A 26,414-nucleotide genomic window follows, 5' to 3' on the forward strand; every position below is an offset into this window, starting at 1 on the left:
GAAGGAAAATCCCGGAGCCCGCACCTGTATTTTCAAACCAAATCAATCAACTGCTCACGCTGCGCGCCGGTCAGCATCGGGCCGAACCCGGCGCCAGCATTCTCCAGCATGTATTTCGGGTTACCGGTGCCGGGAATAACGCAGGTCACTGCCGGATGCGCCAGCAGGAACTTCAGAGCCAGTTGTGCCCAACTGGTCACACCCACTTGCGCTGCCCAGCCGGGCAACGGTCTGCCCTGCAGCCGCCCCAGCAAACCACCGCCGCCAAACGGCCGGTTACAGATCACCGCCACACCTTTCTCCCGGCACAACGGCAGGATTCGTTTCTCGACGGAGCGATCATCCAGCGCGTAATTGATCTGCAGAAAGTCCATCTGCTCTGCCTTGAGCACGGCCTCTACATCTTCATACGCCGACGACGTGTAATGGGTGATGCCGACATAACGGATGCGCCCTTCTTCCTTCCATTTGCGCAACGTCGGCAAGTGGGTTTTCCAGTCCAGCAGGTTGTGAATCTGCATCAGATCAATGCGGTCGGTCTGCAACAGTTTGAAAGACTCTTCCATCTGCTGAATGCCTTCCTGACGGCCTCGGGTCCAGACCTTGGTAGCCAGAAATGCGGGTGAACGCGGTTTATGAATCGACAGCAGCTCACCGGTGGTCTGCTCGGCGCGGCCATACATGGGCGAGCTGTCGACCAGCGTGCCGCCTTTTTCAAACAGCGCATCAAGCACCGCAGACAGATTCTTGTACGCCGGACTAGAGGTCGCGACATCAAAACCACGGTAAGTACCCAATCCCACCATGGGTAGTGGCTCGTTGCTCGACGGGATGGCTCGGGTCAGCATGGTGTTTGCTCCTGTGTCCAGGGTCGAAGGTGAAGTGGGCGACGGGATCGTCGGCGGACTGGACTGCGCAGCGGCCGAATCGAACGTGAATACCGCCGAAGCACCGGCGGCCAGGGTGAGTATTTTTCTGCGCGTAAAAACCGCAGGATGCGTCATGGAATTCCCCCTTTATTTGCGGGTGCCTGACTTTGTCGGGACACAGGTTGAACGACCGGTGACGGCGGCACGTCAGACTTGTATCGACTCACTGACAGGTACAAGACAATGGACAAGATGATCACCGTAGATCAACTGGCTACCACAGACCTTAGAACAATCAACGAAATCTGGCTGAGTGGATCCACCGAACTGTGTTTATGGCGCGCCGAACAGGTGTTCACCCACGACATGCTCAGCGAAGGTACTCACGACCAGAACAGCAGTCGCTTGCTGGTGAAAGTGGAGGACATAGAAGACCAGGCAACCGTGGTCGGCATTGAGGGCAAGGTTCGGGAGTTGCTGAAGGGAATGAGCATGGAAGGCGCGTTTTATCCGGCTGAACGCGCGGATACGCATGGGTGAAACTACCGGATTTTCCAATTTAAACGCTATTCCCTGTGGGAGCTGGGCTTGCCCGCGATTGGGTTTGCAGAGTATCGCGGGCAAGCCCAGCTCCCACACAGGATTGCATTTCAGATCAAGTATCTTTGTCGCAACTGAGCTCAAAGGGAATTGAACTCCGAACAAGCTCAACGCCCTTCGACGCCCAACTGTTTCCACATCTTCTTGGTAATCCGCTGCCGATTGGTATAGCCCTTCCACGGATCAGCCTTGAGCTTGCGCAAGCGCTCTTGCACGTTCCCAACGTTCCACTGCTGGGCGGACTTCAGGCCTTCCAGCTCCTCGCGGGACACAGGCACCGACACAGGTAATCCCGGTCTGGCACGTACCGAATACGCGGTTACGGTGCTGGCGCCACGGCTGTTACGCAGATAATCGATGAAGATTTTCCCGACCCGGTTTTTCGGCCCCATGGTTGCGGTGAAACGCTCGGGCAGTTGCTTGGCAATGAACTCGGCGATGGCTTTGGCGAAACCTTTCACTGTTTCCCAGTCCGCCTGACGCTGTAACGGCACGATGATGTGCATCCCCTTGCCGCCACTGGTTTTGATAAACGCCTGCAAACCCAACTCATCCAGCACCGCCAGGGTCATTTGCGTGGCTTCGATCATGCTGCGCCATGGCAGAGCGTCATCCGGGTCAAGATCGAGTACAAAGTGGTCAGGGGTTTCGATGCGATCACTGGTCGCGCCCCAGGTGTGCAATTCGATGGTGCCCATTTGCGCTGCGCCTACCAGCGCTTGCACGGTGTCGATCTCCATCAGGCGTGCATGCCCCGGGTCCAGCTCCGGTTCAAGTTGCTTGATGTTGGGAATGGCAAGCTTTTCCGAGTGTTTCTGAAAGAACTGCTCCCCAGCGACACCCTCCGGACAGCGTAACAAGGACACGGGCCGATCTTTCAGATACGGCAGGATCCAGTCGGCGATCTCTTCATAGTAATGCGCGAGCTCGGCTTTCTGGGTGCCGCTCTCGGTATCGATCACCCGCTCTGGATGGCTGATATTCACGTCGGCAATCACTACTCGACCTCTGCTCGCAACGGCGGGCTTCTCGGGCTTCTCGGGCTTTTCTGACTTGGCTCGAGATGCTTTCTTGAGATTTTTAGCCGCTTGCGGATATTCATGAACGACCTGACTGGCAGGCTTATCACTGCGCAGCGCGATAAAGGCACCCTGCCGAATGATCCCTTCTCGCGTCCATTCAGCGAACTCCGCTTCGCAGACCAGTTCAGGCTCAATCCAGTGAACGCCACGCCCTTGAGCGCTGGTGAGTTTTTTCGCCAGGGGTGAAGAATCACGCTCCAGTTTTTTCAGGCGTTCGCTGATTTGTTTAAGTGTCCGCTCGGAGAAGCCGGTACCGACTCGACCTGCATACACCAGCCCCGAATCCTCATCGTCGCCGTTTACCGCCAGCAACAATGCACCAAACCCGCTACGTGAGCCTTGTGGCTGGGTAAAGCCGACGATGACGAACTCCTGACGTAAGCGGCACTTGAGCTTGATCCAGTCCGGATTGCGTTTGCTCAGATAGAGACTGCCGGCCCGTTTGCCAATTACGCCTTCCAGGCCCATAGCGCTGGCGCTTTCGACAATATCCTTGTGACGGGACATGAACGCATCCGAGAAGCGCAACAGCTTGCTACGGCTTTTGCCAAGCAGCTTTTTCAGCGCAGCGCGGCGCTCCTCCACCGGGGTTTCCCGCAGATCCTGCCCTTCAATGAACGGTGCATCGAAAAGGAAATACACCACGTCTTTACTGCGGCCGACCTCAAAAGCATTTTGCAGAGCCTGAAAATCAGGAAGGCCTTCGTCGTTGAGCATGACCATTTCGCCGTCGAGCCAACTGTCTTTGGGCCCCAAGGATTGCAGCGCCTTGGCCTGTAACGGCAGACGGTCGGTCCAGTCATTGCCGTTGCGGCTGAACAACCGCACCTCACCGTCGAGAATCCGGGTCATGATCCGGTAGCCATCGAATTTGATTTCGTACAGCCACTCCCCGTTGGGGGGCGCATCTACCAATGTGGCGAGTTGCGGGGCGAGCGTTTCAGGGACCACGCTTACGGCCTTGCTGGTTTTTGCAGCTTTTGTCTTTGCGAGTTTGGTATTGGCAGATTTGGCTTTAGGCGCCGCGGTTTTAGCCGGGGCCGCTTTTTTCCCCGTCGCCGGTTTGCCCACCAACTTGCCGCTGATCACGCTTTGCGGCTGATCGGCAACGATGTCGTATTCAGCGCCAGGCCTGGCAATCTCATCTTTCTCCTTGATCAGCAGCCATTGTTCCTTGTCGCCACTGCCTTTCAGCCGGGTGCGCACCAGCGCCCATTCACCGGTGAGTTTTTCCCCAACCAGTGTGAACTTGAGCTTGCCATCTTTATACGTTTGCTGCGGATCGCCATGCGGCTGCCAGATACCGCGATCCCAGACGATGACATCACCCGCGCCATACTGACCTTCGGGAATGCTGCCTTCAAAACTGCCATAACCCAGCGGGTGATCCTCGACATGGACCGCCAGACGCTTATGGGTCGGATCAAGGCTTGGCCCTTTGGGCACTGCCCAGCTTTTCAGAGTGCCATCCAGCTCCAGTCGAAAATCGTAATGCAGGTTGCGCGCATCGTGCTTGTGGATCACGAAACTCAGGGCGTGCGCGGCCTTACCTTTCCTGGCCTTGACCGGTGCCTCCGCAGGCTCACTGGTGATATCAAAATTACGTTTGCGGGCATATTCGCTGGGCTGCTTGGCCATGGTTGATCCTCTGCGACGTCAGGCAATACCCCTCAAGATGCCTTGGTGGTTTTCTTGCGCGGTGGTGTTCGGCGTTTGGCCGGCGCTTTTTCTGCAGGCTCGGCTTTTTTGGCGGTCGGTTTTGCCGGTTTTTTGCTGACCGAACCTTTACCCGCCAGGCTACGTTTAAGCAGCTCAGTGAGGTCGATGACGTCGGCGCTTTTACGATCAGTGTCCTCCGGCTCGGTTTCGACACTTTCGAGCTTGCCTTCCCGGGCCTTGGTTTCCACCAGTCCCATGATTTGATCCTGGAAGGTGTCGCGGTAATCCTCCGGCGTCCAGTCGGCGCTCATGTCTTCCACCAGACGCTTGGCCATGGCCAGTTCGCTTTTATTGAGCTTCACATCGGTGACCGCATCGGTCAGTTCCAGCGTATCCAGGCCACGCACTTCCGACGGCCAGCGCAGCAACACCAGGACCATCGCCGACTCCAGCGGCATTACCGCAGCCAGGTGCTGGCGGGTATGCAGGACGACATTGGCGAGCGCGACTTTCTTGGTTTGCACGAGGGTTTCGCGCAACAAGGCGTACACCTTCTCGCCGCGCTTGTCAGGGGCCAGGTAGTAAGGCGTTTCAATGTTTTGCAGCGGGATCTGATCGCCCGCAACGAAACCGAAAATTTCGATGGTCTGGGTCGACTTGGGGTGAGCGGCGCGGATTTCTTCTTCGCTGAGGACTACATAGCGGCCCTTCTCGTATTGCACACCCTTGACGATGTTTTCCTTGGTCATCTCTTTGCCGGTGACCTTGTTGATGCGCTTGTAACCCACTGGATCCATGCTGCGCTTGTCCAGCCAGTCGAAATCCACCCCCTGCGAAGAGGTCGCCGAAACCAGCGCGACGGGGATATGCACCAGCCCGAAACTGATCGCGCCCTTCCAGATTGCCCTTGCCATCGCCTGATTCCCTTTATGAGGTGTTTAAAAGTGACCGGGGCGATGCGACAAAAGTTTCGAGGGGAGTGACGGGGTGTTGTGGAGTATGAAAAAACCCGCCTTGGCGGGTTTATTCAACGCAGTCAGCAAATGACCTTATGCAATGCGAGGGACAAACGCTCCGGGATCGACGTGGAACCGCGCTGCAAGTCTGGCCACCATCTCGATGGTCAAACGACGCTGCCCGCTGAGAATGCGTGACACCACGCTCTTATCGCCAATTTCCGGAAGGTCTGCACCGGTTAACTGGTTTTGCAGCATCAATGCCTTGAGCAGGTCCACTTCCGTCAACCCGGCTATACGCGCATTGAATGCCGAGAACTGCGGTGCATTGCTTTCGTAACGCTCAACGGTGTCACAGAGAATCTCGAGTAAATTGCTTTCGACAGACGTCAGTTCCTGGCCGTCGGTGAGTTCATCGATGACAGTCAACGCCTGCTGATAGTCCTCTGGCGAGTCGATGTGATGCAGGAAATGCGCCCCTAGACGATCCATGTCCAGACGAAGTGTTTCCATACGCTGCGCCAATTCGCGAATGGCAGTCTTATCTACGGTTCGTTCGGCTACTGCAGGACTCATGGTCGGATCCCCGTTTTGTGCTTTTGGTACCACTTGTTTGCCTTGGTGTATTCGGCGTGGGTGTAGATGTGTTTTACGAAAACCAGTTGCTTGCTGAATTCAATAGCGGCAACCAACCGTAAATTGTTGCCGCCAATGTCGATCACATACCAGCCGTTTCTATGCGTGAAGCGATCCAGCGTGTTGAAAGTGCTTTTGAGCTCATTGGAGGTGTCGGCCGTTGACCGACTCAGCAAGCGATAGGTGGCATCAAGGTTCGCAGCATCATTGGGATACCTCCTTGAAGCGTCATCAAATGCGATCTTCTTGAAAACCCTCATCCATCATCCCTGCTGAATTTTTGGCAACCTTAGAAGCGCGTTGCCAATTTGTCAACCTCATCAATCTTCGACCTGCCTCATCAGACGCAGCTGCCTGCGAATAGACGTCATATTCGATAACGATATAAAAATATGGATATCCGTTCTTTTGAGGAATAAATCCGACCCTTTATAACTAGCCACCTACTGCTGGCTGAGCAACAGCCAACCAACACATCAGCGCCGCTTGCGGCTCAAGGGTTTTGTCATGGATGTTTTCTGGTTCCTTCCGACTCACGGCGACGGCCATTTTCTGGGCACCACCAAAGGTGCTCGCCCAGTCACCTTGAACTACCTCAAACAGGTGGCTCAAGCGGCAGACGATCTGGGCTACCACGGCGTACTGATCCCGACCGGTCGTTCATGTGAAGACTCCTGGGTAATTGCCTCTGCGCTGGTGCCGTTGACCGAAAAACTGAAGTATCTGGTGGCGATTCGTCCGGGCATCATTTCACCTACCGTTTCGGCGCGCATGGCGGCAACTCTGGATCGTCTGTCTGGCGGCCGGTTGTTGATCAACGTGGTAACCGGCGGTGACCCTGATGAAAACCGCGGCGACGGCAGTTTCCTCGATCACAGCGAACGTTACGAAGTCAGCGATGAATTCCTGCAGATCTGGCGTCGTGTTCTGCAAGGCGAAGCCGTGGATTTCGAAGGCAAGCACTTGCGCGTGCAGAACGCCAAAGCGCTGTATCCGCCGATTCAGAAACCTTATCCGCCGCTGTACTTCGGGGGCTCGTCCGAAGCCGCTCATGAACTGGCTGCCGATCAGGTGGACGTCTATTTGACCTGGGGCGAACCTCCGGCTGCCGTCGCAGAAAAACTTGCCGATGTCCGCGAACGCGCAGCACGCAAAGGCCGCACCGTGAAATTCGGTATCCGCCTGCACGTCATTGTCCGCGAAACCAGTGAAGAGGCCTGGAAAGCAGCCAGCACGCTGATCGAGCACATCAGCGACGAAACGATTGCGGCCGCCCAGAAATCCTTCTCGCGCTTTGATTCCGAAGGCCAGCGCCGCATGGCGGCCTTGCACGACGGCCGCCGGGACAATCTGGAAATCGCGCCAAATCTGTGGGCAGGCGTGGGCCTGGTTCGGGGTGGCGCCGGTACCGCATTGGTGGGTAACCCGCAGGAAGTCGCCGCGCGAATCAAGGAATACGCCGATCTGGGGATCGAGAGCTTCATCTTCTCCGGCTATCCGCATCTGGAAGAAGCCTATCGCTTCGCCGAACTGGTCTTCCCGTTGCTGCCTGAGCCGTATCGCAGCCTGGCAGGGCGTGGCATCACCAACCTGACCGGACCGTTCGGGGAAATGATTGCCAACGATTTGCCGCCGCAGAAGTAGGAGTCAGTTTTCGGTAGGCGCCAACGTGTTAGAGGCACGGAGATTCTGAGCAATCAGGCCCGATGCCTCGCCAACAAGTTGGCTCCTGCAGGTAATTGTCGACTCCAATAAAAAAGAAGTGAGCCCCATGCAGCTACTGACCCTACCGCCGAACCCCGCGCTGGCGACTTCAATCCGCGCTACAGCTCAGGTGTTCGAAGACCCAAAATCCAAAGCCTTGCTGGCCCACCTCAAGCAGGTGGCGCCCAGCGACGCCAGCGTATTGATCATTGGCGAAACCGGCACCGGCAAAGAGTTGGTTGCGCGGCATATTCATAACCTCAGCGAACGTCGTAACCAGCCGTTCGTTGCGGTCAATTGCGGTGCATTTGCAGAGTCGCTGGTGGAAGCCGAGCTGTTCGGCCACGAGAAAGGCGCCTTTACCGGAGCCTTGAACGCCAAGGCTGGCTGGTTCGAAGAGGCCAATGGCGGCACGCTGTTCCTCGATGAAATCGGCGATCTGCCCATGCCGATACAGGTCAAGCTGTTGCGTGTGCTGCAAGAACGGGAGGTCGTGCGGCTGGGCTCACGCAAGAGCATTCCCATCAACGTCAGGGTGCTCGCAGCGACTAACGTGCAACTGGAAAAAGCGATCAATGCCGGGCATTTCCGCGAGGATCTGTATTACCGCCTGGATGTGGTCAACCTCGAACTGCAACCGTTGCGCGAACGTCCCGGCGATATTCTTCCACTCGTCAGACACTTTATCGACGTGTACAGCCTGCGTCTGGGATACGGACCAATCCGCATTACCGCCGAAGCGGAGCGGAAACTGCAAAGCTACAGTTGGCCAGGCAATATTCGCGAGCTGGAAAACGTCATTCACCACACGCTGTTGATCTGCCGTGACGGGCTGATTCAACGTGATGACCTGCGATTGTCGAACCTGCGCATCGAGCGCCAGGACGATCAACCTGCAAACGACGAATCTGTCGACGCGTTACTGGAGCGGGCTTTCCATAAGCTGTTCGAAGAACAGGCTGGCGCGTTGCACGAAAAAGTCGAAGATGCGTTGCTGCGGGCGGCTTACCGTTTCAGTCACTGCAACCAGGTCCATACCGCTGCCCTGCTGGGCCTTACACGCAACGTCACTCGTACCCGACTGATCAAGATTGGCGAACTGGCGGTTAACAAACGACGGGCTGGAGAAAATTTGCAGGGCGACCGGGTAATGCAGGTTTCAGTCTGAACAGTGCTCTGCCTCTCAGCCCCTGGCCGGTATGTACCGAGTGACCTGCCAGGTATTGAACGTCACTGCGCTGACATGATGCCGTCGCAGCAGCGCGATGAAATCCTGCTCACTCGATTCGGCATTGAGTAACGCTTCTTCACTGGCTCGCCTTGATTGCCAAAGGGTCTGGCCGAGCACTCTGCAGCCATCATTACTGGCCTGGACCGTGGCGCTGATAAAACCGGGATAAGTGCAGGTGTAGCGCTCCACTTGCTCGGTCAAGGCAACGACCAGACTGGCCTGCTGGGCGGGATTTACGGTGAATTCAATAAGCTGATTAAAGCGAGGATTCTCTTCTGCTAACTGCATGACAGCCTCCCGTTAAAAAATATAACCACCTGATTTTTAGTGATTTTCTATAGGAGCTCACGAGCACCGCGAGGCAGCGATAATGGTGTATCAGGCAAGACGCCATCGCGGCCTCGCGGTGCTCGTGCGCTCCTACAGGTTTCTTGTCTACTGAGCGACAGTGGCCCCTACAGGGTGTTGCCAACCAAGGCCTCGAAGGGTAAAACCTCTACTTAACTAGAGGTCAAGCATCCACTTATGACAATCAGCAAAAAATCCGGACCTGCCAGCAAACAACTGACCGTCGGCCAATTGGCGGCCCGCAGCGGTGTCGCGGTCACTGCCCTGCACTTTTATGAAACCAAGGGGTTGATCAGCAGCCAGCGCAATGCGGGCAATCAGCGTCGTTACCCCAGAGAAATGCTGCGTCGAGTGGCCTTGATCAAAGTCGCACAACGTCTGGGCATCCCGCTGGCGAGCATTCATGCCGCCCTGCAAACTCTGCCGGAAAAGCGTACGCCGACGGCGGCGGACTGGAATAAATTGTCGGCTCAGTGGAAAGACGAACTCGACGACCGCATCGCCCGCCTGACAGACCTGCGCGATCAGCTCACCGGCTGCATCGGCTGCGGCTGCCTCTCGATGCAAGCCTGTCCGCTGCGCAACTGGGGGGATAAATTGGGCGAACAGGGCAATGGGCCGGTTTTGCTGGATCAGGATTGAAGAGTTTCAGCGCCTGTATCGTCCCAGACCTGAGGACGCCCCAACAGGCGTTACTTCGTTGGAGCGAGGCTTGGTCTGGGCCGTATCCGGACGATATAGGCGTAAGGTCTCAAGCCAAATGAGTTCCGACCAACCGCCCCGCCAACGCCTTGGCCTGCAGCGCTACATCAGTCACGGCTGTACTCTCCCACCACAAACCGCGTAATGGCGGGCCCATGGCGAACAGCCGGTCAGAGACCTGCCCTTGCGCATCCAGTACTGCCCCGCCATGGTCTGCGGCAATACCCAGCGCCAGCGGGCCAGGTTGAATCAGACCTCGGGCCAGCAGTTGTCGAGGCAGAGGCCGGTCCACGCGTCGCCAATCGTATTCAATACCCGTGGAATTGATCAGCGCATCCCCCACAACCGTTGATGACTCAACCTGACCACGGTGTCGTACACGAATCTGCAATTGACCCGATGGCAAAACCTCAAACCCTTGCAGTGAAGCGGCCTGAACTGTGACGCGCCCTTCATCTATAAGCTGCGCAAGCAGGGCAGCGCTCAGCGGCGGTGAACGATGGTGATGACTTTCCCACCACGGCCGTACATGACGCACAAACTGACGGCGCTGCACATCCGAGGCCTGACTCCATAACCGGCCGATGTTAGCCCGCACGGTATCCAGCGGTGCCTGCCAGTCGATTCCGCTTTCAATCGCCTGCGCGCATTGCTCACGCACTTTGCGCAGCAACTGCCGTGGACTACGAATAGTGTGATCTTCGGCGAGAAAGTCTGCCCAGACAGGCGGCTGACGACGCACATGAGGCAGCAATCCATGCCGGGAAAAAATATCGATGGGACCGCGATGTCCCGACTGCTGCAACGACACAACAGCATCGACCATGGTCAGTCCGGAACCAATGATCAGCACCCGCGCCTGCGGATCAAGCTGGCGCATCGCGCTTACATCCCACGGATCCACCGCAGCAGCATTGAGTCCATTCGAGTGCCGTTGCGGCGTCCGCGACGCGGCGTACATCCCCGTGGCCAAAACCGCAAAACGCCCTTGCAGGGACTGACCATCGGCCAGGCTAAGCGTCACGCCCTGCCCGCTCGTCTGCAGGTCGATCACTTCGCCACGCACATGCTCGACACTTGAGCCGTAACTCGCGCCAGTCAATCGAGCTTCTGCCAGCCGCTGCTGCACGTACAAACCAAAGATACCCCGCGGCGGAAACAACTCAGCCACCGGCACATCCTGCTCAAAGGATTCAGGCCAGCCACCGTCGGCGATGAATTGCGTCAGCCATTGGGTCAAATCGTCGGCGTTGTCCGGGTCGACACTCATGCGCGCCGCGTTGCCATTAAGCGTATGCCCCAACTCCGTGGCGCTGTAGGCCTCGCCCCGCCCCAGCTCACTGCGCGTTTCAATAATCGAAACACGCCGTTTACCCGGCAAGCGCAGCAGTTGGACCGCAAGCATGCTGCCGCTAAGGCCACCGCCGACGATCAGAACGTCAGCGGGTTGTTTGTCAGTGGAACTCATAGATCAGGGTCGCTCTTCGAAGTCTCAAGCCGGGGTCGATACCCACAACCGTGTCCAATGCACAGCCCGTGCCCGCTGCCGATTGTCCCTGTTCAGGCGAGATCACCCCCGCACTGTTGTTGGAGAAGATGCTGGAGCCGATATAACTGTTGATTCACTGTTTATCAGGCAACACCTCAAAGCACCACGTTACGGACAAATCGTACCCGGACCGGCCCCTCATTGCGGTAGCTGTGGGCTTGATTGCTGGCAAACATGAAAAACTCCCCCGGCCCGACCGCCTGACTGCGCTCGACCAGACTCACCGTAAGCTGCCCTTCGACCACGTAGACCTGTTCACTCCAGCCATCCGGGTCGGCTTCGGACTGATACGCTTCCCCCGGCTCCAGGCAGAACTCCCAGAGTTCGACTTCACGTCTGGCGGTGGCTTTGGCTAAAAGAACGGCACGGCTGCCCGGTATCGAACCTGCCCAGGCCACTTCGTTGATGCGACTGGGGTCACGGTGCTCGGGTGCCTGGATCAGATCGCTGAACGCTACATCCAGTGCTTCGGCAACGCGATCAAGCGTTGCAAGACTGACGTTTTTCTCGCCCGCCTCGATGGCCACCAACATGCGCCGACTGACTCCGGATTTTTCCGCCAGCGCGGTCTGGCTCATATCCTGCCCGTTGCGCAGTCGTCGCACGTTTTGACTGACGTGCTGCAAGACGGGCGCGCGTTGCGAATTGTCGTTGCTCAATATTTTATTCTCTCGAAACCGTTGCGCAGTATACTGCCCAGCTTTAAAGCCCAGGTCTATGTGTCACGCAAGCCCTTCAAAGCAGTGAGAAGCATGAAGTCTACCTCTATAACGCCCCGTATCAGCAAAGCGGAAATCGTACTGATCCTGATCACCCTGCTGTGGGGTGGCACATTTCTGATCGTACAACACGCCATGACCGTCAGCGGTCCGATGTTTTTTGTCGGGCTGCGTTTTGCTGCAGCCGCAATCATCGTCGCGCTGTGCTCATTGAGCGTTTTGCGCGGTATGACCTTGCTGGAAATTAAAGCCGGGGTCGCTATCGGAGCAGCAATCATGCTCGGCTATGGCTTGCAGACCATCGGGCTGCAGACTATTCCCAGCAGCCAGTCGGCATTCATTACCGCGCTTTATGTGCCTTTCGTACCGTTGTTGCAATGGCTGGTGCTGGGACGCCGCCCGGGGTTGATGCCCAGCGTGGGGATCTGTCTGGCCTTTACCGGGTTGATTCTGCTGGCCGGTCCCACGGGCGCGACCCTGCAATTCAGCCCCGGTGAAATAGCGACGATCATCTGTGCAATCGCAGTGGCCGCTGAAATCATCATGATCGGTGCCTACGGTGGCAAGGTCGATGTACGCCGGGTCACCGTGGTGCAACTGGCAACCGCCTCGTTGCTGTCGTTCCTGATGATAGTGCCGACGGGCGAAACCTTACCGGACTTTTCCTGGATGCTGGTCACCAGCGCTGTAGGACTGGGGGCCATGAGCGCGGTGATTCAAGTGGCCATGAACTGGGCACAGAAAACCGTTTCTCCCACCCGTGCCACGGTGATCTATGCCGGTGAGCCGGTTTGGGCTGGAATCTTCGGCCGTCTTGCGGGTGAACGCCTGCCAGGCGTTGCTTTGATTGGTGCAGCCCTGATCGTCGCGGCGGTGATCGTCAGTGAAATGAAGCGCCGTACTAAACCCGCTGAAGAACAACCTGAGACCGATCAAGCGTTTAAAGAAACAGATTGAACACGCGATAAATCCGACTATAAATAAAGCGAACTCAGCTTCTGCCTACAAGGTCTGTAGGATTCTGCGACACCTTGGCGTTTGGTGATACACAGCCCAGCACGTATGATCCTTGACATTTCCCTGCAGATTAGAAGCCTATGTCTCTGATAGTTCTACTGCTTCTGCCTTTCATTGGCAGCTGTCTGGCGGCAATTTTGCCGCACAACGCTCGTAATACTGAATCCATTCTCGCTGGCCTTGTGGCCGTTACCGGTGCGATTCAGGTTGCCTTGTGGTATCCACAAATCGTCGACGGCGGCGTGATCCGCGAAGAATATTTCTGGTTACCCAGCCTGGGGCTGAACTTCGTCCTGCGCATGGACGGTTTCGCCTGGATGTTCTCCATGCTGGTGCTGGGCATCGGCACGCTGGTTTCGTTATACGCCCGTTACTACATGTCTCCGGACGATCCGGTACCGCGCTTTTTCGCTTTTTTCCTGGCGTTCATGGGCGCCATGCTGGGTCTGGTGATTTCCGGCAACCTGATTCAGATCGTATTTTTCTGGGAACTGACCAGCCTTTTCTCGTTCCTGTTGATTGGTTATTGGCACCACCGGGCGGATGCCCGACGCGGCGCTTATATGGCCTTGATGGTCACCGGCGCAGGCGGCCTGGCTTTGCTGGTAGGCGTCATGCTGCTCGGCCATGTCGTGGGCAGTTATGACCTGGACCGAGTGCTGGCGTCCGGCGATGCCATTCGCGCCCATGCGCTGTACCCGGTGCTGCTGACGCTGATCCTGATCGGCGCATTGAGCAAAAGTGCGCAGTTCCCGTTCCACTTCTGGCTACCCCACGCGATGGCCGCCCCGACGCCGGTGTCGGCGTATCTGCACTCGGCAACCATGGTCAAGGCCGGGGTGTTCCTGCTGGCACGTTTCTGGCCTGCATTGTCAGGCAGCGAACAATGGTTCTGGATCGTCAGCGGCGCAGGCGCCTGCACTCTGATCATCGGTGCCTACGCAGCGATTTTTCAGAATGACCTCAAGGGCCTGCTGGCCTATTCGACCATCAGCCATCTGGGTTTGATTACCCTGTTGCTGGGCCTGAACAGCCCATTGGCGGCGGTCGCTGCGGTCTTCCACATTCTTAACCACGCGACCTTCAAGGCCTCGCTCTTCATGGCTGCGGGGATCATCGACCATGAAAGCGGCACGCGGGACATCCGCAAGTTAAGCGGACTGATCACACTGATTCCTTACACGGCGACGCTAGCGATGGTCGCCAGCGCCTCCATGGCGGGCGTTCCGCTGCTGAACGGCTTCCTGTCCAAAGAAATGTTTTTTGCCGAAACGGTTTTCGTCAGCTCTTCAGCCTGGGTGGAGATGGCCTTGCCGGTGATCGCAACTATCGCCGGGGCATTCAGTGTTGCCTATTCGTTGCGCTTCACCGTAGATGTGTTCTTCGGCCCGAAAGCCACAGACCTGCCCCACACGCCTCATGAACCACCGCGCTGGATGCGTGCGCCGGTAGAGTTTCTGGTGATTGCCTGTGTAATCGTCGGAATATTCCCTGCGCAATCCGTCGCGCCCTTGCTGGCCGCCGCCGCGCACCCCGTCGTAGGCGGCACGTTGCCGGAATACAGCCTGGCCATCTGGCATGGCTGGAACGCGCCAATGATCATGAGCCTGATTGCGATGGCTGGCGGCGTTCTGCTCTATCTGCTGCTGCGCAAGTCGTTCAAACAGAACCGCTTCACCGGCCCGCCGCTGGTACAGCGCATGAATGGCAAACGCTTCTTCGAGCGTTCAATGGTGATCATGACCCGCTGGGCGCGGCGTTTCGAAAGCCGTATCAGCACCCGCCGTCTGCAACCGCAGTTGTTCCTGGTGGTATTGGCAGCACTGATCGGCGGTTTCATCCCGATGTACTTCAGCGGTTTGACTTGGGGTGACCGACCGAAAATCCCGGGCTCGGGAGTCTTCGTTACGCTGTGGCTGATCGCGATTGCCTGCGCATTGGGCGCGGCATGGCAGGGTAAATATCACCGTCTCGCTGCCGTCATCATGGTCAGCGTTTGCGGACTGATGACTTGTGTCACCTTCGTCTGGTTCTCTGCGCCGGATCTGGCCCTGACCCAATTGGTGGTCGAGGTGGTTACCTCGGTGCTGATCCTGTTGGGCCTGCGCTGGCTGCCACGACGCAACGAGAACGTCGCACCTTCGGTCAGCAGCCGAATTCGTGCACGCACCCGCCGCATTCGCGACCTGATCCTTTCAGTCCTGGTCGGCGGCGGTATGGCGCTGCTGTCTTACGCGATGCTGACTCGCGCGACCCCCAACACCATTTCTTCGTTCTACCTCAGCCGCGCGATTCCCGAAGGCGGTGGCAGCAACGTAGTGAACGTGATGCTGGTGGATTTCCGGGGCTTCGATACCTTCGGCGAAATCACCGTCCTGGCGGCTGTGGCGCTGACCGTGTTTGCCCTGCTGCGCCGCTTCCGTCCGCCCAAGGAAAGCATTCCGCTACCCGCTCAGCAACGCTTGCTGGCGCCGGATGTGGCAACCGATCTGGTCAACCCGCGCAGCGCCAGCGATACCGCACTGGGCTTCATGATGGTTCCAGCAGTGCTGGTACGTTTGCTTCTGCCGATTGCGGTGCTGGTGTCGATGTACCTGTTCATGCGTGGGCATAACCAGCCCGGCGGTGGTTTTGTTGCCGGACTGGTGATGTCCGTGGCGTTCATCCTGCAATACATGGTTGCCGGCACGCAGTGGGTCGAGGCACAGATGAGCCTGCGGCCTTTGCGCTGGATGGGTACCGGGTTGTTGTTCGCGATTGGCACCGGTCTGGGATCAATGTTCTTCGGTTACCCGTTCATGACCACCCATACCGCGCATCTGGATCTGCCGCTACTGGGCGATTTCCACGTCGCCAGCGCGTTGTTTTTCGATGTCGGGGTCTATGCGGTTGTCGTGGGATCGACACTGCTGATTCTGACGGCACTGGCGCACCAATCGGTCCGTAGCCACCGCCCTACTTCGCTGCCTAAACCGGTACCGAACCCCATCGCAGATATTGTCGCCGCACAACAAGGAGCCTCCTGATGGAAGAAGTTATCGCGATTGCCATTGGCGTACTGGCCGCCTCAGGCGTCTGGCTGATCCTGCGGCCGCGGACCTTTCAGGTGGTCATGGGGCTTTGCCTGCTGTCCTATGGCGTCAATCTGTTCATCTTCAGCATGGGCAGCCTGTTTATCGGCCGTGAGCCGATCATCAAGGACGGCGTTCCCCAAGACCTGCTGCACTACACCGACCCGCTGCCACAGGCGCTGGTCCTCACGGCCATCGTAATCAGCTTTGCCATGACCGCACTGTTTCTGGTGCTGCTGCTGGCATCCAGAGGGTTGACCGGCACCGACCACGTTGACGGCCGGGAGCCCAAAGAATGACGTTGATGAATCAACTGATCGTTGCCCCCATTCTGCTGCCACTGCTGACTGCCGCAATCATGCTCTGGCTCGGCGAGAAGCATCGTCCGCTGAAGGCGCGCATCAATCTGTTTTCGAGCATGCTGGGCCTGGCGATCTCTGTAACCTTGTTCATGTGGGTACAGAAAACCGGAACCACAGGCTCAATCGGCGTGTATCTGCCCGGCAACTGGGAAGTGCCGTTCGGCATTGTTCTGGTAGTCGATCACCTGTCGGCAATGATGCTGGTGCTGACGGGAATCGTCGGGGTTTGCGCCTTGCTCTTCGCCCTGGCGCGCTGGGATCGCGCGGGCGCCAGCTTCCATGCCTTGTTTCAGATTCAACTGATGGGTCTGTATGGCGCGTTCCTGACCGCTGACCTGTTCAACCTGTTCGTTTTCTTCGAAGTCATGCTGGCTGCATCCTACGGCTTGATGCTGCATGGCTCGGGCCGCGCCCGTGTCTCTGCGGGCCTGCATTACATCGCGATCAATCTTTTGGCGTCCTCGCTGTTCCTGATTGGCGCAGCCTTGATCTATGGCGTTACCGGCACGCTGAACATGGCCGATCTGGCCATCAAGATCCCGCAAGTGCCGGAAGCCGATCTGGGTCTGCTGCACGCCGGCGCGGCGATTCTTGCGGTGGCGTTTCTGACCAAGGCTGGCATGTGGCCGCTGAACTTCTGGCTAGTCCCTGCCTACTCTTCCGCCAGCGCGCCAGTAGCGGCCATTTTCGCGATCATGACCAAGGTCGGTATTTACACGCTGTTGCGACTCTGGACCCTGCTGTTTTCGGTCCAGGCTGGCCCGTCGGCGTTTTTTGGCGGCGACTGGCTGATCTATGGCGGTATGGCGACGATCCTGACCGCTGCGGTGGCGATCATCGCCGCACAACGACTGGAGCGCATGGCCGCCCTGAGCATTCTGGTCTCGGCCGGCATCCTGCTGTCGGCCATCGGCTTCGCCCAGCCGAGTCTGACGGCAGGCGCTCTGTTCTACATGGTCAGCTCCACCTTGGCCCTTAGCGCGATGTTCCTGCTCGCAGAGCTCATCGAACGCTCGCGCTCAGCCAACGAGCTACCGTTAGAGGACGATGCCGACCAGTTACCGCGTACCGTGGAGTCGTTAAACCCACCGCCAGGCACCAACCTGGATGACCAGCAAAAAGCGGTGGTCGGCCAGGTGATTCCGATGACCGTGGCCTTCATCGGTTTGAGTTTCATTGCTTGCGCGTTGCTGATCATCGGCATGCCTCCGCTTTCAGGCTTCATCGGCAAACTGACACTGCTCAGTGCGCTACTTAACCCACTCGGCCTGGATGTCGCACAGGACGAAACGATTTCGAGCCAGGGCTGGTTGCTGGTGGGTTTGCTGATTTTCTCTGGCCTTGCTTCGCTGCTGGCTTTTTCGCGGATTGGCATCCAGCGTTTCTGGACCCCACAGGAGCGCCCTTCACCGTTACTGCGCCACTATGAATGCCTGCCCATCGTGATTCTGCTGGGCTTGTGCATCATGCTGACGTTCCAGGCCGAACCGCTGCTGCGCTATACCCGTGACACGGCGGCCGCGCTGCACGAACCCAAACAGTACATCCAATCGGTAATGGCCACCCGGCCGCTGCCCGGGCCAGTTAGCGACACAGCAATATCGGCGGTGCAACCATGAAGCGCTATTTCCCTGCTCCGTGGTTTTCCCTGGCACTGGCCGTACTGTGGCTGGTGTTGAACCTCTCCGTCAGCCCCGGCAATTTGATTCTCGCAGCCGTACTAGGCTTCCTCGCCCCCTTGCTGATGTCTCCACTTCGCCCTTTGCCTGTGAGCATCAAGCGCCCAGGCGTTATCTTCAAGCTGTTCTTTTTGGTGGGTCGCGATGTGATCGTCTCGAATCTCCAGGTGGGCTGGACGGTCTGGAACGCCCGTCGGCGACCACCACGCTCTGCCTTCGTAAAAGTCCCGCTGGACTTGAACGATGCCAATGGCCTGGCGGCGCTGGCAATGATCACCACGGTGGTTCCGGGTACGGTCTGGTCCGAGCTGGCGCTGGATCGTAGCGTGCTGCTCATGCATGTTTTCGACCTGGAAGATGAGGCGCAGTTTATCGAGCACTTCAAAACCACCTATGAGCGCCCGTTGATGGAGATTTTCCAATGAGTGCCTTGCTCGGCAATGCCATTCTGGCAAGCCTGTTCATCTTCGCTTTGGCCATGGTCCTGACCCTGATTCGCCTGTTCAAGGGCCCATCAGCTCAGGATCGGGTACTGGCCCTGGACTACCTGTACATCACCGCCATGCTGATGATGCTGGTACTGGGCATCCGTTATGCCAGTGATACTTATTTTGAAGCGGCGTTGTTGATTGCGCTGTTTGGCTTTGTCGGTTCGTTTGCCCTGGCCAAATTTCTGCTGCGTGGAGAGGTGATCGAATGAACTCGACAGTGGTGTTGCCCTTCTGGGTCGAAATCCTCACGGCGGTGTTACTGGTTGCCAGTAGTTTGTTCGCCCTGACCGGCGCAGTCGGCATGCTGCGCCTGAAAGACTTTTTTCAACGCATGCACCCGCCCGCGCTGGCCTCGACACTGGGTGCGTGGTGCGTTGCGCTAGCCTCGATTGTGTACTTTTCTGCACTCAAATCAGAACCGGTCATCCATGCCTGGCTGATCCCCGTGCTACTGGCGATTACCGTACCAGTCACCACCCTGCTGCTGGCCCGCACGGGGCTGTTTCGCAAACGCATGGCAGGCGACGATGTACCGCCGGAAGTCAGCAGTGGTGGTCGACAAGGTGATTCCAGCGGCAGCTGAATGGCTGCCTGCCGGGCTTACTCGCTGGCCTTGAAGGTCAGCTCGCCTTTGCGCCATTTCGCCGCTTTAGTGGTCGCAGTCTTCAGTGTTTTGGTCAGTCCGCCTTGAAGTTGCTCATGCGCTGCAAAAACCATCATGATGCCCTGACCTTCCTTGAACACGATGCCGTGCCCTTCAGGGATATCGACATAGGCATATTCGCCCAGGCCGTAAACAGTCAGTTTGATTTCGCGAAATTTGATTTCAAACTTGCCGCCTTCACGGCTGGGCAATACCGCTGCGCGAAAATGATCGCCGACCTTTAGCTCAAGCCGAGGCTTGTCGTCGACCACCAGTGCCGTTTCAGTGTCGATTTCAGCAATGTAAATGCCTTCAGCTGACTGCTCACAGACATAAACAAAACGGGACTGGAACTGTTTTACCAACTTCGCCCGCAGATCACCAAGCACGAACAGCGCGTGTGTCTCCAGATTACTTACTGCCAAAGTTAAAACCCCCAACTTGAAAATGATCCCGCCCGAACACGATCGGACGGTCAGAAAAGCTACCGCTACCTTTTTTTGTAGCGCATCAGACGGGCAGTTCCCTTGCGCCCTCATGTGACAATTGCAGCCACATCGCATTGCCAACCCTGAGCCAGGGGTGCTTGTGCGGAGAACGTCGACGATACCGAAAGCGCTGTCAGCGCAGGCATTCGGGTGATTCTACCGGGTGCTGACGCCTGTCGACTATATCCGTTTTGTACATATCAGCAGATGCAGTCCATTCAGACGAGATGAGCAGCATCGTGTATAGCCCTGCAAGCCGGATTCCTACACTCATTTTCGCAATGACTCACAGAACACTCCTCACTCTCGCGACTAAAGGCCGCCGGCGATGGTCAACAACTGCCATACTCGCGCACATCAACAAGTCTGACGGGCTTAGATGTGCTCCGTCAGAAGCGACTCGTCATCCATGGGAAGGTAATAAGTGACTGAATTTGATATCGGCGAGTTTTTCATCTGGGGTGAATCCAGAGAAGTAGAAGGCGAGTTCCAGGCTGTCATCGTGATGCGCTCCAAGCAGGCTGCGAATGTTATCTCCTACCATCAGGTGGAAAAAGACCGCTGGTTCAAAACTGCGGATCTCGCGGCCACTGCTGCCCAGGAGTCAGCCAAAGAGCTGAAAGATGCCGTCGATGCAGGCGCGCTGAACGCTTGACGCTATTGCTTCGAACTCTTGGGTCACAGATGCGCTCAGATGCATGACGCAGCTTCAAGCGTGCAACCGACAGATCGGGTCAAGCCCGCCGAGGAGATGATATGGATTTGGAAACACCGACCCTGGCCACCTTGTTTGAACAACTGGGACTGGATTCAGATCAAGAGAGCATCGACGCATTTATCGATGAACATGGCCCGCTGCCTGATGACGTCAAGGTATCCGAGGCAGAGTTCTGGACACCTCAGCAAGGTAAATACCTCAAAGAGACTTTGCTGCTTGACGACGACTGGGCTCCGGTAGTTGACGAGTTGAATGCGCTGCTTCACGCAGCCAAGTAACCTCCCTCCCAATAAAATGGCTCCGGTTATCCGGAGCCATTTTCTGTTGATACTAAACAACCTTCAGCAGGACTAGCGGCGCATCTCTTGATTCGGCCAACGAATCCGCCCACCGCTTTGAGGTGCATGAACAAACAGGGCGTCGTTGAATTTGTGACGGCTGTCGATCAATGCATCCCAGTGCGCGGATCGATGGATGTACCGATGACGCAGCATTTGCTCCTCTTGTGCGTCGAGTGCATAGTCCGCACCCCGCGCATAAGCAATCAGTTTGTGCGCAACACCTTGCAGCTCCGGCAGGATCAGGAAGTCCAGAGAGACCGGCACGGGATTGAAGGGAACACCTTCATCGCACGCCAGCGCATGCATGACGCGCAAATGAACCCTGGAAAGATGGCCGAACACCTGGCGCTGCAGGCACACAGCGGCCATCACCGCTTTGCCGCCCCCCCTGTTGTAAGCGCTTTTGGTCAGGCGCTCCTTGCTGGTTATTGACAGTGAGGCCTCGGTATCGCGCGGATCAATCAATGCCGCCCGATCCATACCTGTCATTTGCGCAAAGGATTGCTGCCAGGCTTCGGTTGACTCCTTCGGAGTGTCGCTCCCCACGAAACTCCAGACTGGTCGGGTCAACAGCACCTTTTCGATCATTTGTGGATGATAGCCACCGCCAATATCCGAATGCGCACCAGGCAGCACAATCTCCGTGGGCCAATGCGGCAGGACGCTGTTGAGCGCAAAGTTGCGGCGTTCCTCGTCGCGGGCGACGAGGTGCAGAACCTGTTCGGCGCACCCAGGGGGCAGGTAGAGGTTCACTTTGTCATTGTGAGCATCCCCGAGGTTGCCCATATCCCGGAGACTTCCGACGGCGGCGACGGTGTCGAACAAGCCAATCACTTTGATTTTGACGCTACCGTTAGCCCAGGAAAAGCCGGGACTCAAGGGAACGCTACGCCGATTGAGCATGGGTTCCAGCGCACCTTTTTCTTGCTTGAGCACCTCGTTGGTAAAATGCCGGGCTGCAGCAGCACCACGGCTGAAACCGAAAACATCCAGCTCCAGAGCACTGATAAAACAGCCGGGGTTGTGCTGGGAGAACGCCGCCAGGAGCGCGCCAAGCTTTTCGATAGCACGCGAGACCTTGGCGATAACACCGGTTCTGCCACGACCAAAACTTTGTCCCGGCCAAACAGAGTCACGCCCTCCCGATAAAGTGCCTATCCCGCTAACATAAATCGACCAGTAAACCTTGAGGCCATTTCCCTGATTGCTGGCGACCGGGCGATTGCAATAAAGCCCCGCCAACTTGGCGATATTACTTAAATCATTACTGTAGCTACTGTTCGGATCGCTATGCCGTCCACCACATTCAGCAATATGTTTATTTTCGCTGATTTCTGCCATGGCCCGGCAATCAGCTCCAATCTGGCTATTGTTTCGGTTATTCCCTGTGCCATCGAAGAACACGCCAACGCGTACGGTTACACCCAGTGTTGCGGCACCCGACGCCCCCTGCGCAATCAATACATCCTTTGTAAGTTTCATCACATATCCGCCTATTGGCGCAGCTGATAATCAAGCTGCATTTAAATCAATTAAAAATCCTTGATCTAAACAGCTTGCTCAGCAATAGGATTTCGTCAACTAAGACACATCAGTTTCAGAAAACTCCTACAACCTTGAACGGCGAAAAACAACAAAATCTTACAACAATACTGAATTAGAAAGAGTAGACGCGGCTTATAAAAAGCCTGGGGCTTTAAATTATCGCTTTGAGTCATATCAAGTCATGCACCACACATGACTTGATATCCGGGAATCAGGGGCGGTCGCCTTGCGGCTTATACCCCATTCGCAGACCACCCCAATGGCGCCCTCTAACCATGATCGGGACGGACAAATCGTGCATCAGTTCACCGGTGTCACGGGTATAGGTCTGTAACAAGACTGCCTGCTGATGACTGCCACAGCGGATGCCGGTGCGATCATCAAACTTTCGCTTGCTGCGACTTTTCACTGTGTCCACCGAAACATCTCCCGTCAGTGGATGGCTGAAGGCCTTGTTATGAGTAGGTACATAACCCTGAGGCGTGCAGGCGATGACAAATACCAGACCATCATGTCGCGACAGGATGGGCTCTTGAATCGCAGGCAGGACCTGATCCGTATAACGATCAAAGCGCGTCTGAAATTTGGCTGGCAAAGTATTGGGAATGGGCTGGTAACTGCGATCGAACAAATCATCCAGGGTAATTCGATTTTCGCTTATATCCGCCTCGAACCGGGCCGCGATCTGACTTGCACCCTCACGGGCCAGGTCATAAACACGCTGGTGGTAATCATCCAGACCGACCTCTGCCAGCCGCTCACTGATAGTTTCGGCCTGCCCCTCCATTTGCACTGCTGCGTCAGCCAGCTTGCGGGTCTGCTCATCACTGATCGCCAGATCACTGCGCATCTGCTGCACAGCAACAAAAAGTCCGGACAACTGTTCTTGATTGGTTTCAGCCCCCTTGGCGATCTCACCCACTTGGGATTCAACACCGGCAGCGAGTCGAGCGATGTTTTCGAGATGTTGTCCTGTGAGCTCGACTTGATCGACTCCGCTGTCCAGATCCGACGACAACTGACGAATCTGCTCAACCACCTGTGCGGTACGCTGCTGGATGTCGGCCACCATCTGCCCGACCTCCTCTGTCGCGCTGGCAGTACGCCCGGCCAGGCCACGCACCTCATCGGCGACTACTGCGAAGCCTCGTCCATGTTCGCCCGCCCTGGCGGCCTCGATGGCGGCGTTAAGTGCGAGCAAATTGGTCTGACTGGCAATCGACTGGATAACCAGCGTTACACGCTGGATTTCCTCACTACGCTGGCTTAGCGCTTCGATCATTTGACGGCTGCCTACCGCTCGCTCGCTGAGCGAGTGCATGAGCGTGATGGAGTCGCCAAGTACCCCAATCCCTGCGTCGCTACTCTGCCGGGCCTCTATGGAAGCTGTAAGCGCCAATTGGCTAAGCTGGGCAGTTTGCTGCTCGGTCGCAATCATGACATCGGCGCTGGAGACGATTTTCTCGGCGGCACCGAGCTGTGACTGCAACTTGCCGGCCAGTTGTTTCACGGAAAATGCCACGCCGGCAGCCGATAAAGCGTTATGGCTGGTTGAGCGAGACAAGTCGCGAGTCAGGCGATTGATTTCGGTCCCCTCATCCTTTGCAGCAACAGGCTGGGAACGGCTAAAGAAAAGACGTGGGAGCCAGACGAAAAACAGTGCAAGAGTTAACGCGAGGTACAACGGAACCTCGATAAAGCTCATCGCGATAAACAACCCCCCTAACGCGAGGCTTTGCAACGCAGGTATCAGCCAGGCAGTGAACTTACTGCTCCTTGCTTTCCCCGACGGGCTTTCAGGTGTTGTATTGACCACAGCTCCATTTGCGACCATTTGCGTTACCCCGTCATGCTTATCATTATTTTGATTGCATTAGACGCCAGATAACGGCTTTTCGCCATGACTCGTTAGTTGTAATGATTTAACAACACGTAGCCCCACACGCTATCGACAAGCGGCGAATAGCTTTAAGTGGTACCACAGGCGATGGCGCGGATCGATTCATGCGCAGCGAGGCGGGTTGAGGATAGGATGAGGAAGGGTTACAGCTATGGAGGTCGCTGCGGGAAACGATCAGCTAACGACCAACAGGTAGCGAGGTCCCGGAGACCCCGCCCACCCTGCGTAATCAGGCCTGACGCTGATGCTTGTCGATCTGCTCGTGGCGCTCTTGCGCCTCAATGCAGTACTTGGTGGTCGGACTGATCAGCAATCGCTTGAGGCCGATAGGCTCACCGCTGTCGTCACACCAGCCGAAGCTGTCATCGGCAATGCGTGACAAAGCCATTTCCAACTGCGGAAGCATACGTTGATCGCGATCGATCACATTGACCAGCCAGTGACGCTCTTCTTCAACAGAAGCAGCATCGGCAGGATCGGCAGGCGTATCCAGGCTTTCGATAGCAATGCGACTCTGCTCGATGCGCTCGTGGATTTCAACCTTCATACCCTGCAACAGCTCGACGAAGAAAGCATGCTGTTCGGCATTCATGTAGTCATCGGCCGGCATGGCCAGCAACTTTTCCTTTGTCATTGATTTCTCTATAAAAAAAACGTGCATTAAGGCGAATTAAGGAGCGGCTCTGCGTTGCCGTAAAAGCGCCATAGTCTCCAAGCGCCACCTGGCACTCAATTTACGAGGGGCGGCAGTCTAAGGCCGCCTTCGGCCGTCGGCAACTCATTTGCTAAACAAGCGCCGAATAGCCGACAAATAAACGCTCGCCATTTGCGCGCATCATTAAATCCGGCCAAGCAAAAAGGGCCCGAATTGGCCCTTTAGCGTCGATTGGACAACGTCATACCCGGCTCGTGCGAGCGCGGTGTACTAATGAAGACCACCTTCCTGATGATTCTCCGAATATAAGCGCCAATGGCCACTAAGGTAAAGCCATTCGCCATTAAACGGAGGTCAGCCTGCGCTACAACGTCACCACCCGCCCTTCACGGGCGCTTAAGCGGGCAGCATCCAGCACCCGCGCTGAAGCGATCGCATCATGCGGGTCGACCGGGTTCGGCCCATCACCAGCCAGAGTGACCTGCAACCGGCTGTAAAACTCCAGCCAGCAGCCACGCTCGGTAGGCACCGGCTCACGATGCTCACCCTGCACAAGGCTGCCCCATCGCTGCTCATTCTCAACACCCCAACGCTCGCCTTCCGATTTGGGAGTCAAGCCAGCCAACGCAGCCTCTTCCTGACAATCCAGCCCTTCGACGGTGTAACAGCCTCTGGACCCGCTGACCCGGAAGCGTGGCCCCGGGGCATTTTGCAGACAGCTACCCCACAAGTGCGAGACCACCCCGCTTGCATGAGTGAGCGACATGAAAAATTGATGATCGAAAGGCTGCTCGGGATCAGAGAATTCCAGCTCCGCGTAGACCCTCGCCACTGGCCCGAACAATACTAGCGCCTGATCAACCAGATGACTGCCCAGATCACGCAGCATGCCGCCGCCCGCGGCCTTACCCACTGATTTTGGGGAATAGCGTTCAACGCGGGATTCAAAGCGGGAAATTTCACCCAGCACTCCGCCGCCAATCAATTTGCGCACGGTGAGAAAATCCGAATCCCAGCGGCGGTTCTGGTAAACGCTGAGCATCACACCTTTACGCTCTGCCAGTTCAACCAAAGCCTGAGCCTGGGCTGCGTCGGCAGCAAAGGGTTTGTCGCTGACCACGGCGACTCCTGACTCGATGACCTCTCGAATCAGCGCCGGCCTGGAAGCCATGGGCGTGGAGATCGCCACTGCGTCTACGCCCGCCGCGATCAGATCAGCCAGGCTGTCAAACGCTTGCGCACCAGGGTGATCCTTGACAAGTTCTTCCCGACGCTCTGGCGAGCGAGTCACCACGCCCACAAAGGTCGCATCTGGCAGGCTGGCTATCAACGGCGCGTGAAAAAAGCGCCCACCTTTACCGTAGCCGACTAAGCCAATACGCATGAGGTTCTCCTTTTGATCCAGTAAGACCACCTTAATCGAATGAGACTCATGGTCAACCCGGACTA

At 56.9% G+C, this 26,414-nt stretch carries 25 protein-coding genes and 1 pseudogene; 13 read left to right on the forward strand and 13 right to left on the reverse strand.

Translation table 11 applies throughout. The features are described 5' to 3' along the window. Window positions 1–32 precede the first annotated feature (32 nt). Complete coding sequence (locus AUC60_RS09860) at window positions 33–1,004, reverse strand: aldo/keto reductase (protein ID WP_087266237.1); 972 nt, start codon at window positions 1,002–1,004, stop codon at window positions 33–35. Between the two features lie 108 nt (window positions 1,005–1,112). Here AUC60_RS09860 and AUC60_RS09865 point away from each other — a divergent pair, with 108 nt between their 5' ends. Continuing rightward, entirely contained in the window at window positions 1,113–1,409 is a 297-nt protein-coding gene (locus tag AUC60_RS09865) for a hypothetical protein (RefSeq protein ID WP_087266239.1), read from the forward strand. A gap of 167 nt (window positions 1,410–1,576) precedes the next feature. Here the strand turns inward: AUC60_RS09865 and ligD are convergent, their stop codons facing one another. The 4 genes from ligD to AUC60_RS09885 form a co-directional block, all read right to left on the reverse strand. Next, the gene (ligD, locus tag AUC60_RS09870) at window positions 1,577–4,189 is read right to left on the reverse strand and encodes a DNA ligase D (RefSeq protein ID WP_087266241.1); all 2,613 of its coding nucleotides are present in this window, start codon (window positions 4,187–4,189) and stop codon (window positions 1,577–1,579) included. 32 nt (window positions 4,190–4,221) lie between these two features. Then, window positions 4,222–5,124, reverse strand: coding sequence for a non-homologous end joining protein Ku (gene ku / locus AUC60_RS09875; protein WP_087266243.1), 903 nt, complete (start codon window positions 5,122–5,124; stop codon window positions 4,222–4,224). A 135-nt stretch (window positions 5,125–5,259) separates the two neighbouring features. Next, the gene (locus AUC60_RS09880) at window positions 5,260–5,742 is read right to left on the reverse strand and encodes a helix-turn-helix domain-containing protein (RefSeq protein ID WP_087266245.1); all 483 of its coding nucleotides are present in this window, start codon (window positions 5,740–5,742) and stop codon (window positions 5,260–5,262) included. Next, window positions 5,739–6,062, reverse strand: a complete 324-nt coding sequence (locus AUC60_RS09885; RefSeq protein WP_087266247.1) for a type II toxin-antitoxin system HigB family toxin — start codon at window positions 6,060–6,062, stop codon at window positions 5,739–5,741. Before AUC60_RS09885 ends, AUC60_RS09880 begins: the two co-directional genes overlap by 4 nt. Window positions 6,063–6,309: 247 nt before the next feature. Here AUC60_RS09885 and ssuD point away from each other — a divergent pair, with 247 nt between their 5' ends. Together ssuD and AUC60_RS09895 are read left to right on the forward strand one after the other, a co-directional pair. Continuing rightward, window positions 6,310–7,446: an FMNH2-dependent alkanesulfonate monooxygenase gene (gene ssuD / locus AUC60_RS09890; RefSeq protein WP_087266249.1), complete on the forward strand. Its 1,137-nt coding sequence runs from the start codon at window positions 6,310–6,312 to the stop codon at window positions 7,444–7,446. A 127-nt stretch (window positions 7,447–7,573) separates the two neighbouring features. Beyond that, a complete protein-coding gene (locus AUC60_RS09895; protein ID WP_087266251.1) occupies window positions 7,574–8,674 on the forward strand; it encodes a sigma-54 interaction domain-containing protein in 1,101 nt (366 codons plus the stop codon). A 15-nt stretch (window positions 8,675–8,689) separates the two neighbouring features. On the opposite strand, the gene AUC60_RS09900 is transcribed toward AUC60_RS09895, so the two are convergent. Then, entirely contained in the window at window positions 8,690–9,025 is a 336-nt protein-coding gene (locus tag AUC60_RS09900; protein WP_087266253.1) for an antibiotic biosynthesis monooxygenase, read from the reverse strand. Between the two features lie 237 nt (window positions 9,026–9,262). Between AUC60_RS09900 and soxR the strand changes: the two genes are divergently transcribed. Beyond that, a complete protein-coding gene (gene soxR / locus AUC60_RS09905) occupies window positions 9,263–9,727 on the forward strand; it encodes a redox-sensitive transcriptional activator SoxR (protein ID WP_087266255.1) in 465 nt (154 codons plus the stop codon). Window positions 9,728–9,836: 109 nt separating this feature from the next. Here the strand turns inward: soxR and AUC60_RS09910 are convergent, their stop codons facing one another. Both AUC60_RS09910 and AUC60_RS09915 read right to left on the reverse strand, forming a co-directional pair. Then, window positions 9,837–11,255, reverse strand: coding sequence for an FAD/NAD(P)-binding protein (locus tag AUC60_RS09910; protein WP_087266257.1), 1,419 nt, complete (start codon window positions 11,253–11,255; stop codon window positions 9,837–9,839). A 176-nt stretch (window positions 11,256–11,431) separates the two neighbouring features. Beyond that, window positions 11,432–11,995: a helix-turn-helix domain-containing protein gene (locus tag AUC60_RS09915; RefSeq protein WP_087266259.1), complete on the reverse strand. Its 564-nt coding sequence runs from the start codon at window positions 11,993–11,995 to the stop codon at window positions 11,432–11,434. Between the two features lie 93 nt (window positions 11,996–12,088). Here AUC60_RS09915 and AUC60_RS09920 point away from each other — a divergent pair, with 93 nt between their 5' ends. The 7 genes from AUC60_RS09920 (at window position 12,089) to AUC60_RS09950 (ending at window position 19,258) form a co-directional block, all read left to right on the forward strand. Continuing rightward, window positions 12,089–13,012, forward strand: coding sequence for a DMT family transporter (locus AUC60_RS09920; RefSeq protein WP_087266261.1), 924 nt, complete (start codon window positions 12,089–12,091; stop codon window positions 13,010–13,012). A 140-nt stretch (window positions 13,013–13,152) separates the two neighbouring features. Continuing rightward, window positions 13,153–16,098, forward strand: coding sequence for a monovalent cation/H+ antiporter subunit A (locus AUC60_RS09925; protein ID WP_087266263.1), 2,946 nt, complete (start codon window positions 13,153–13,155; stop codon window positions 16,096–16,098). After that, window positions 16,098–16,442 carry a Na+/H+ antiporter subunit C gene (locus AUC60_RS09930; protein WP_032628821.1) on the forward strand — a complete coding sequence of 115 codons (345 nt, stop codon included), beginning with the start codon at window positions 16,098–16,100 and terminating at the stop codon, window positions 16,440–16,442. The genes AUC60_RS09925 and AUC60_RS09930 overlap by 1 nt, the downstream gene beginning before the upstream one ends. Further along, window positions 16,439–18,124 carry a monovalent cation/H+ antiporter subunit D gene (locus tag AUC60_RS09935; protein ID WP_087266265.1) on the forward strand — a complete coding sequence of 562 codons (1,686 nt, stop codon included), beginning with the start codon at window positions 16,439–16,441 and terminating at the stop codon, window positions 18,122–18,124. The genes AUC60_RS09930 and AUC60_RS09935 overlap by 4 nt, the downstream gene beginning before the upstream one ends. Next, window positions 18,121–18,609 carry a Na+/H+ antiporter subunit E gene (locus AUC60_RS09940; RefSeq protein ID WP_087266267.1) on the forward strand — a complete coding sequence of 163 codons (489 nt, stop codon included), beginning with the start codon at window positions 18,121–18,123 and terminating at the stop codon, window positions 18,607–18,609. Before AUC60_RS09935 ends, AUC60_RS09940 begins: the two co-directional genes overlap by 4 nt. Next, window positions 18,606–18,884, forward strand: a complete 279-nt coding sequence (locus AUC60_RS09945; protein WP_087266269.1) for a K+/H+ antiporter subunit F — start codon at window positions 18,606–18,608, stop codon at window positions 18,882–18,884. Before AUC60_RS09940 ends, AUC60_RS09945 begins: the two co-directional genes overlap by 4 nt. Then, window positions 18,881–19,258 carry a Na+/H+ antiporter subunit G gene (locus AUC60_RS09950; protein ID WP_087266271.1) on the forward strand — a complete coding sequence of 126 codons (378 nt, stop codon included), beginning with the start codon at window positions 18,881–18,883 and terminating at the stop codon, window positions 19,256–19,258. Before AUC60_RS09945 ends, AUC60_RS09950 begins: the two co-directional genes overlap by 4 nt. A gap of 17 nt (window positions 19,259–19,275) precedes the next feature. Here the strand turns inward: AUC60_RS09950 and AUC60_RS09955 are convergent, their stop codons facing one another. Next, the gene (locus tag AUC60_RS09955) at window positions 19,276–19,743 is read right to left on the reverse strand and encodes a hypothetical protein (protein ID WP_087266274.1); all 468 of its coding nucleotides are present in this window, start codon (window positions 19,741–19,743) and stop codon (window positions 19,276–19,278) included. 487 nt (window positions 19,744–20,230) lie between these two features. On the opposite strand from AUC60_RS09955, the gene AUC60_RS09960 reads away from it, so the two are divergent. Next, window positions 20,231–20,461: a hypothetical protein gene (locus tag AUC60_RS09960; RefSeq protein WP_087266276.1), complete on the forward strand. Its 231-nt coding sequence runs from the start codon at window positions 20,231–20,233 to the stop codon at window positions 20,459–20,461. Window positions 20,462–20,562: 101 nt separating this feature from the next. Continuing rightward, complete coding sequence (locus tag AUC60_RS09965; protein WP_087266278.1) at window positions 20,563–20,802, forward strand: DUF2789 family protein; 240 nt, start codon at window positions 20,563–20,565, stop codon at window positions 20,800–20,802. Window positions 20,803–20,874: 72 nt separating this feature from the next. Here the strand turns inward: AUC60_RS09965 and AUC60_RS09970 are convergent, their stop codons facing one another. The 4 genes and pseudogenes from AUC60_RS09970 to AUC60_RS09985 all read right to left on the reverse strand — a co-directional run bounded on the left by AUC60_RS09970 (window position 20,875) and on the right by AUC60_RS09985 (window position 26,349). Beyond that, window positions 20,875–22,347 carry a T6SS phospholipase effector Tle1-like catalytic domain-containing protein gene (locus tag AUC60_RS09970; RefSeq protein WP_087266280.1) on the reverse strand — a complete coding sequence of 491 codons (1,473 nt, stop codon included), beginning with the start codon at window positions 22,345–22,347 and terminating at the stop codon, window positions 20,875–20,877. Window positions 22,348–22,621: 274 nt separating this feature from the next. Next, window positions 22,622–23,650: pseudogene (locus tag AUC60_RS28505) on the reverse strand (methyl-accepting chemotaxis protein); the annotation flags it as partial. An 889-nt stretch (window positions 23,651–24,539) separates the two neighbouring features. Further along, the gene (locus AUC60_RS09980) at window positions 24,540–24,944 is read right to left on the reverse strand and encodes a TraR/DksA family transcriptional regulator (protein ID WP_027897818.1); all 405 of its coding nucleotides are present in this window, start codon (window positions 24,942–24,944) and stop codon (window positions 24,540–24,542) included. Window positions 24,945–25,329: 385 nt separating this feature from the next. After that, window positions 25,330–26,349 carry a Gfo/Idh/MocA family protein gene (locus AUC60_RS09985; RefSeq protein WP_087266284.1) on the reverse strand — a complete coding sequence of 340 codons (1,020 nt, stop codon included), beginning with the start codon at window positions 26,347–26,349 and terminating at the stop codon, window positions 25,330–25,332. Between the last annotated feature and the right edge of the window lie 65 nt (window positions 26,350–26,414).

The organism is Pseudomonas caspiana (genome assembly GCF_002158995.1).
Lineage (GTDB): Bacteria > Pseudomonadota > Gammaproteobacteria > Pseudomonadales > Pseudomonadaceae > Aquipseudomonas > Aquipseudomonas caspiana.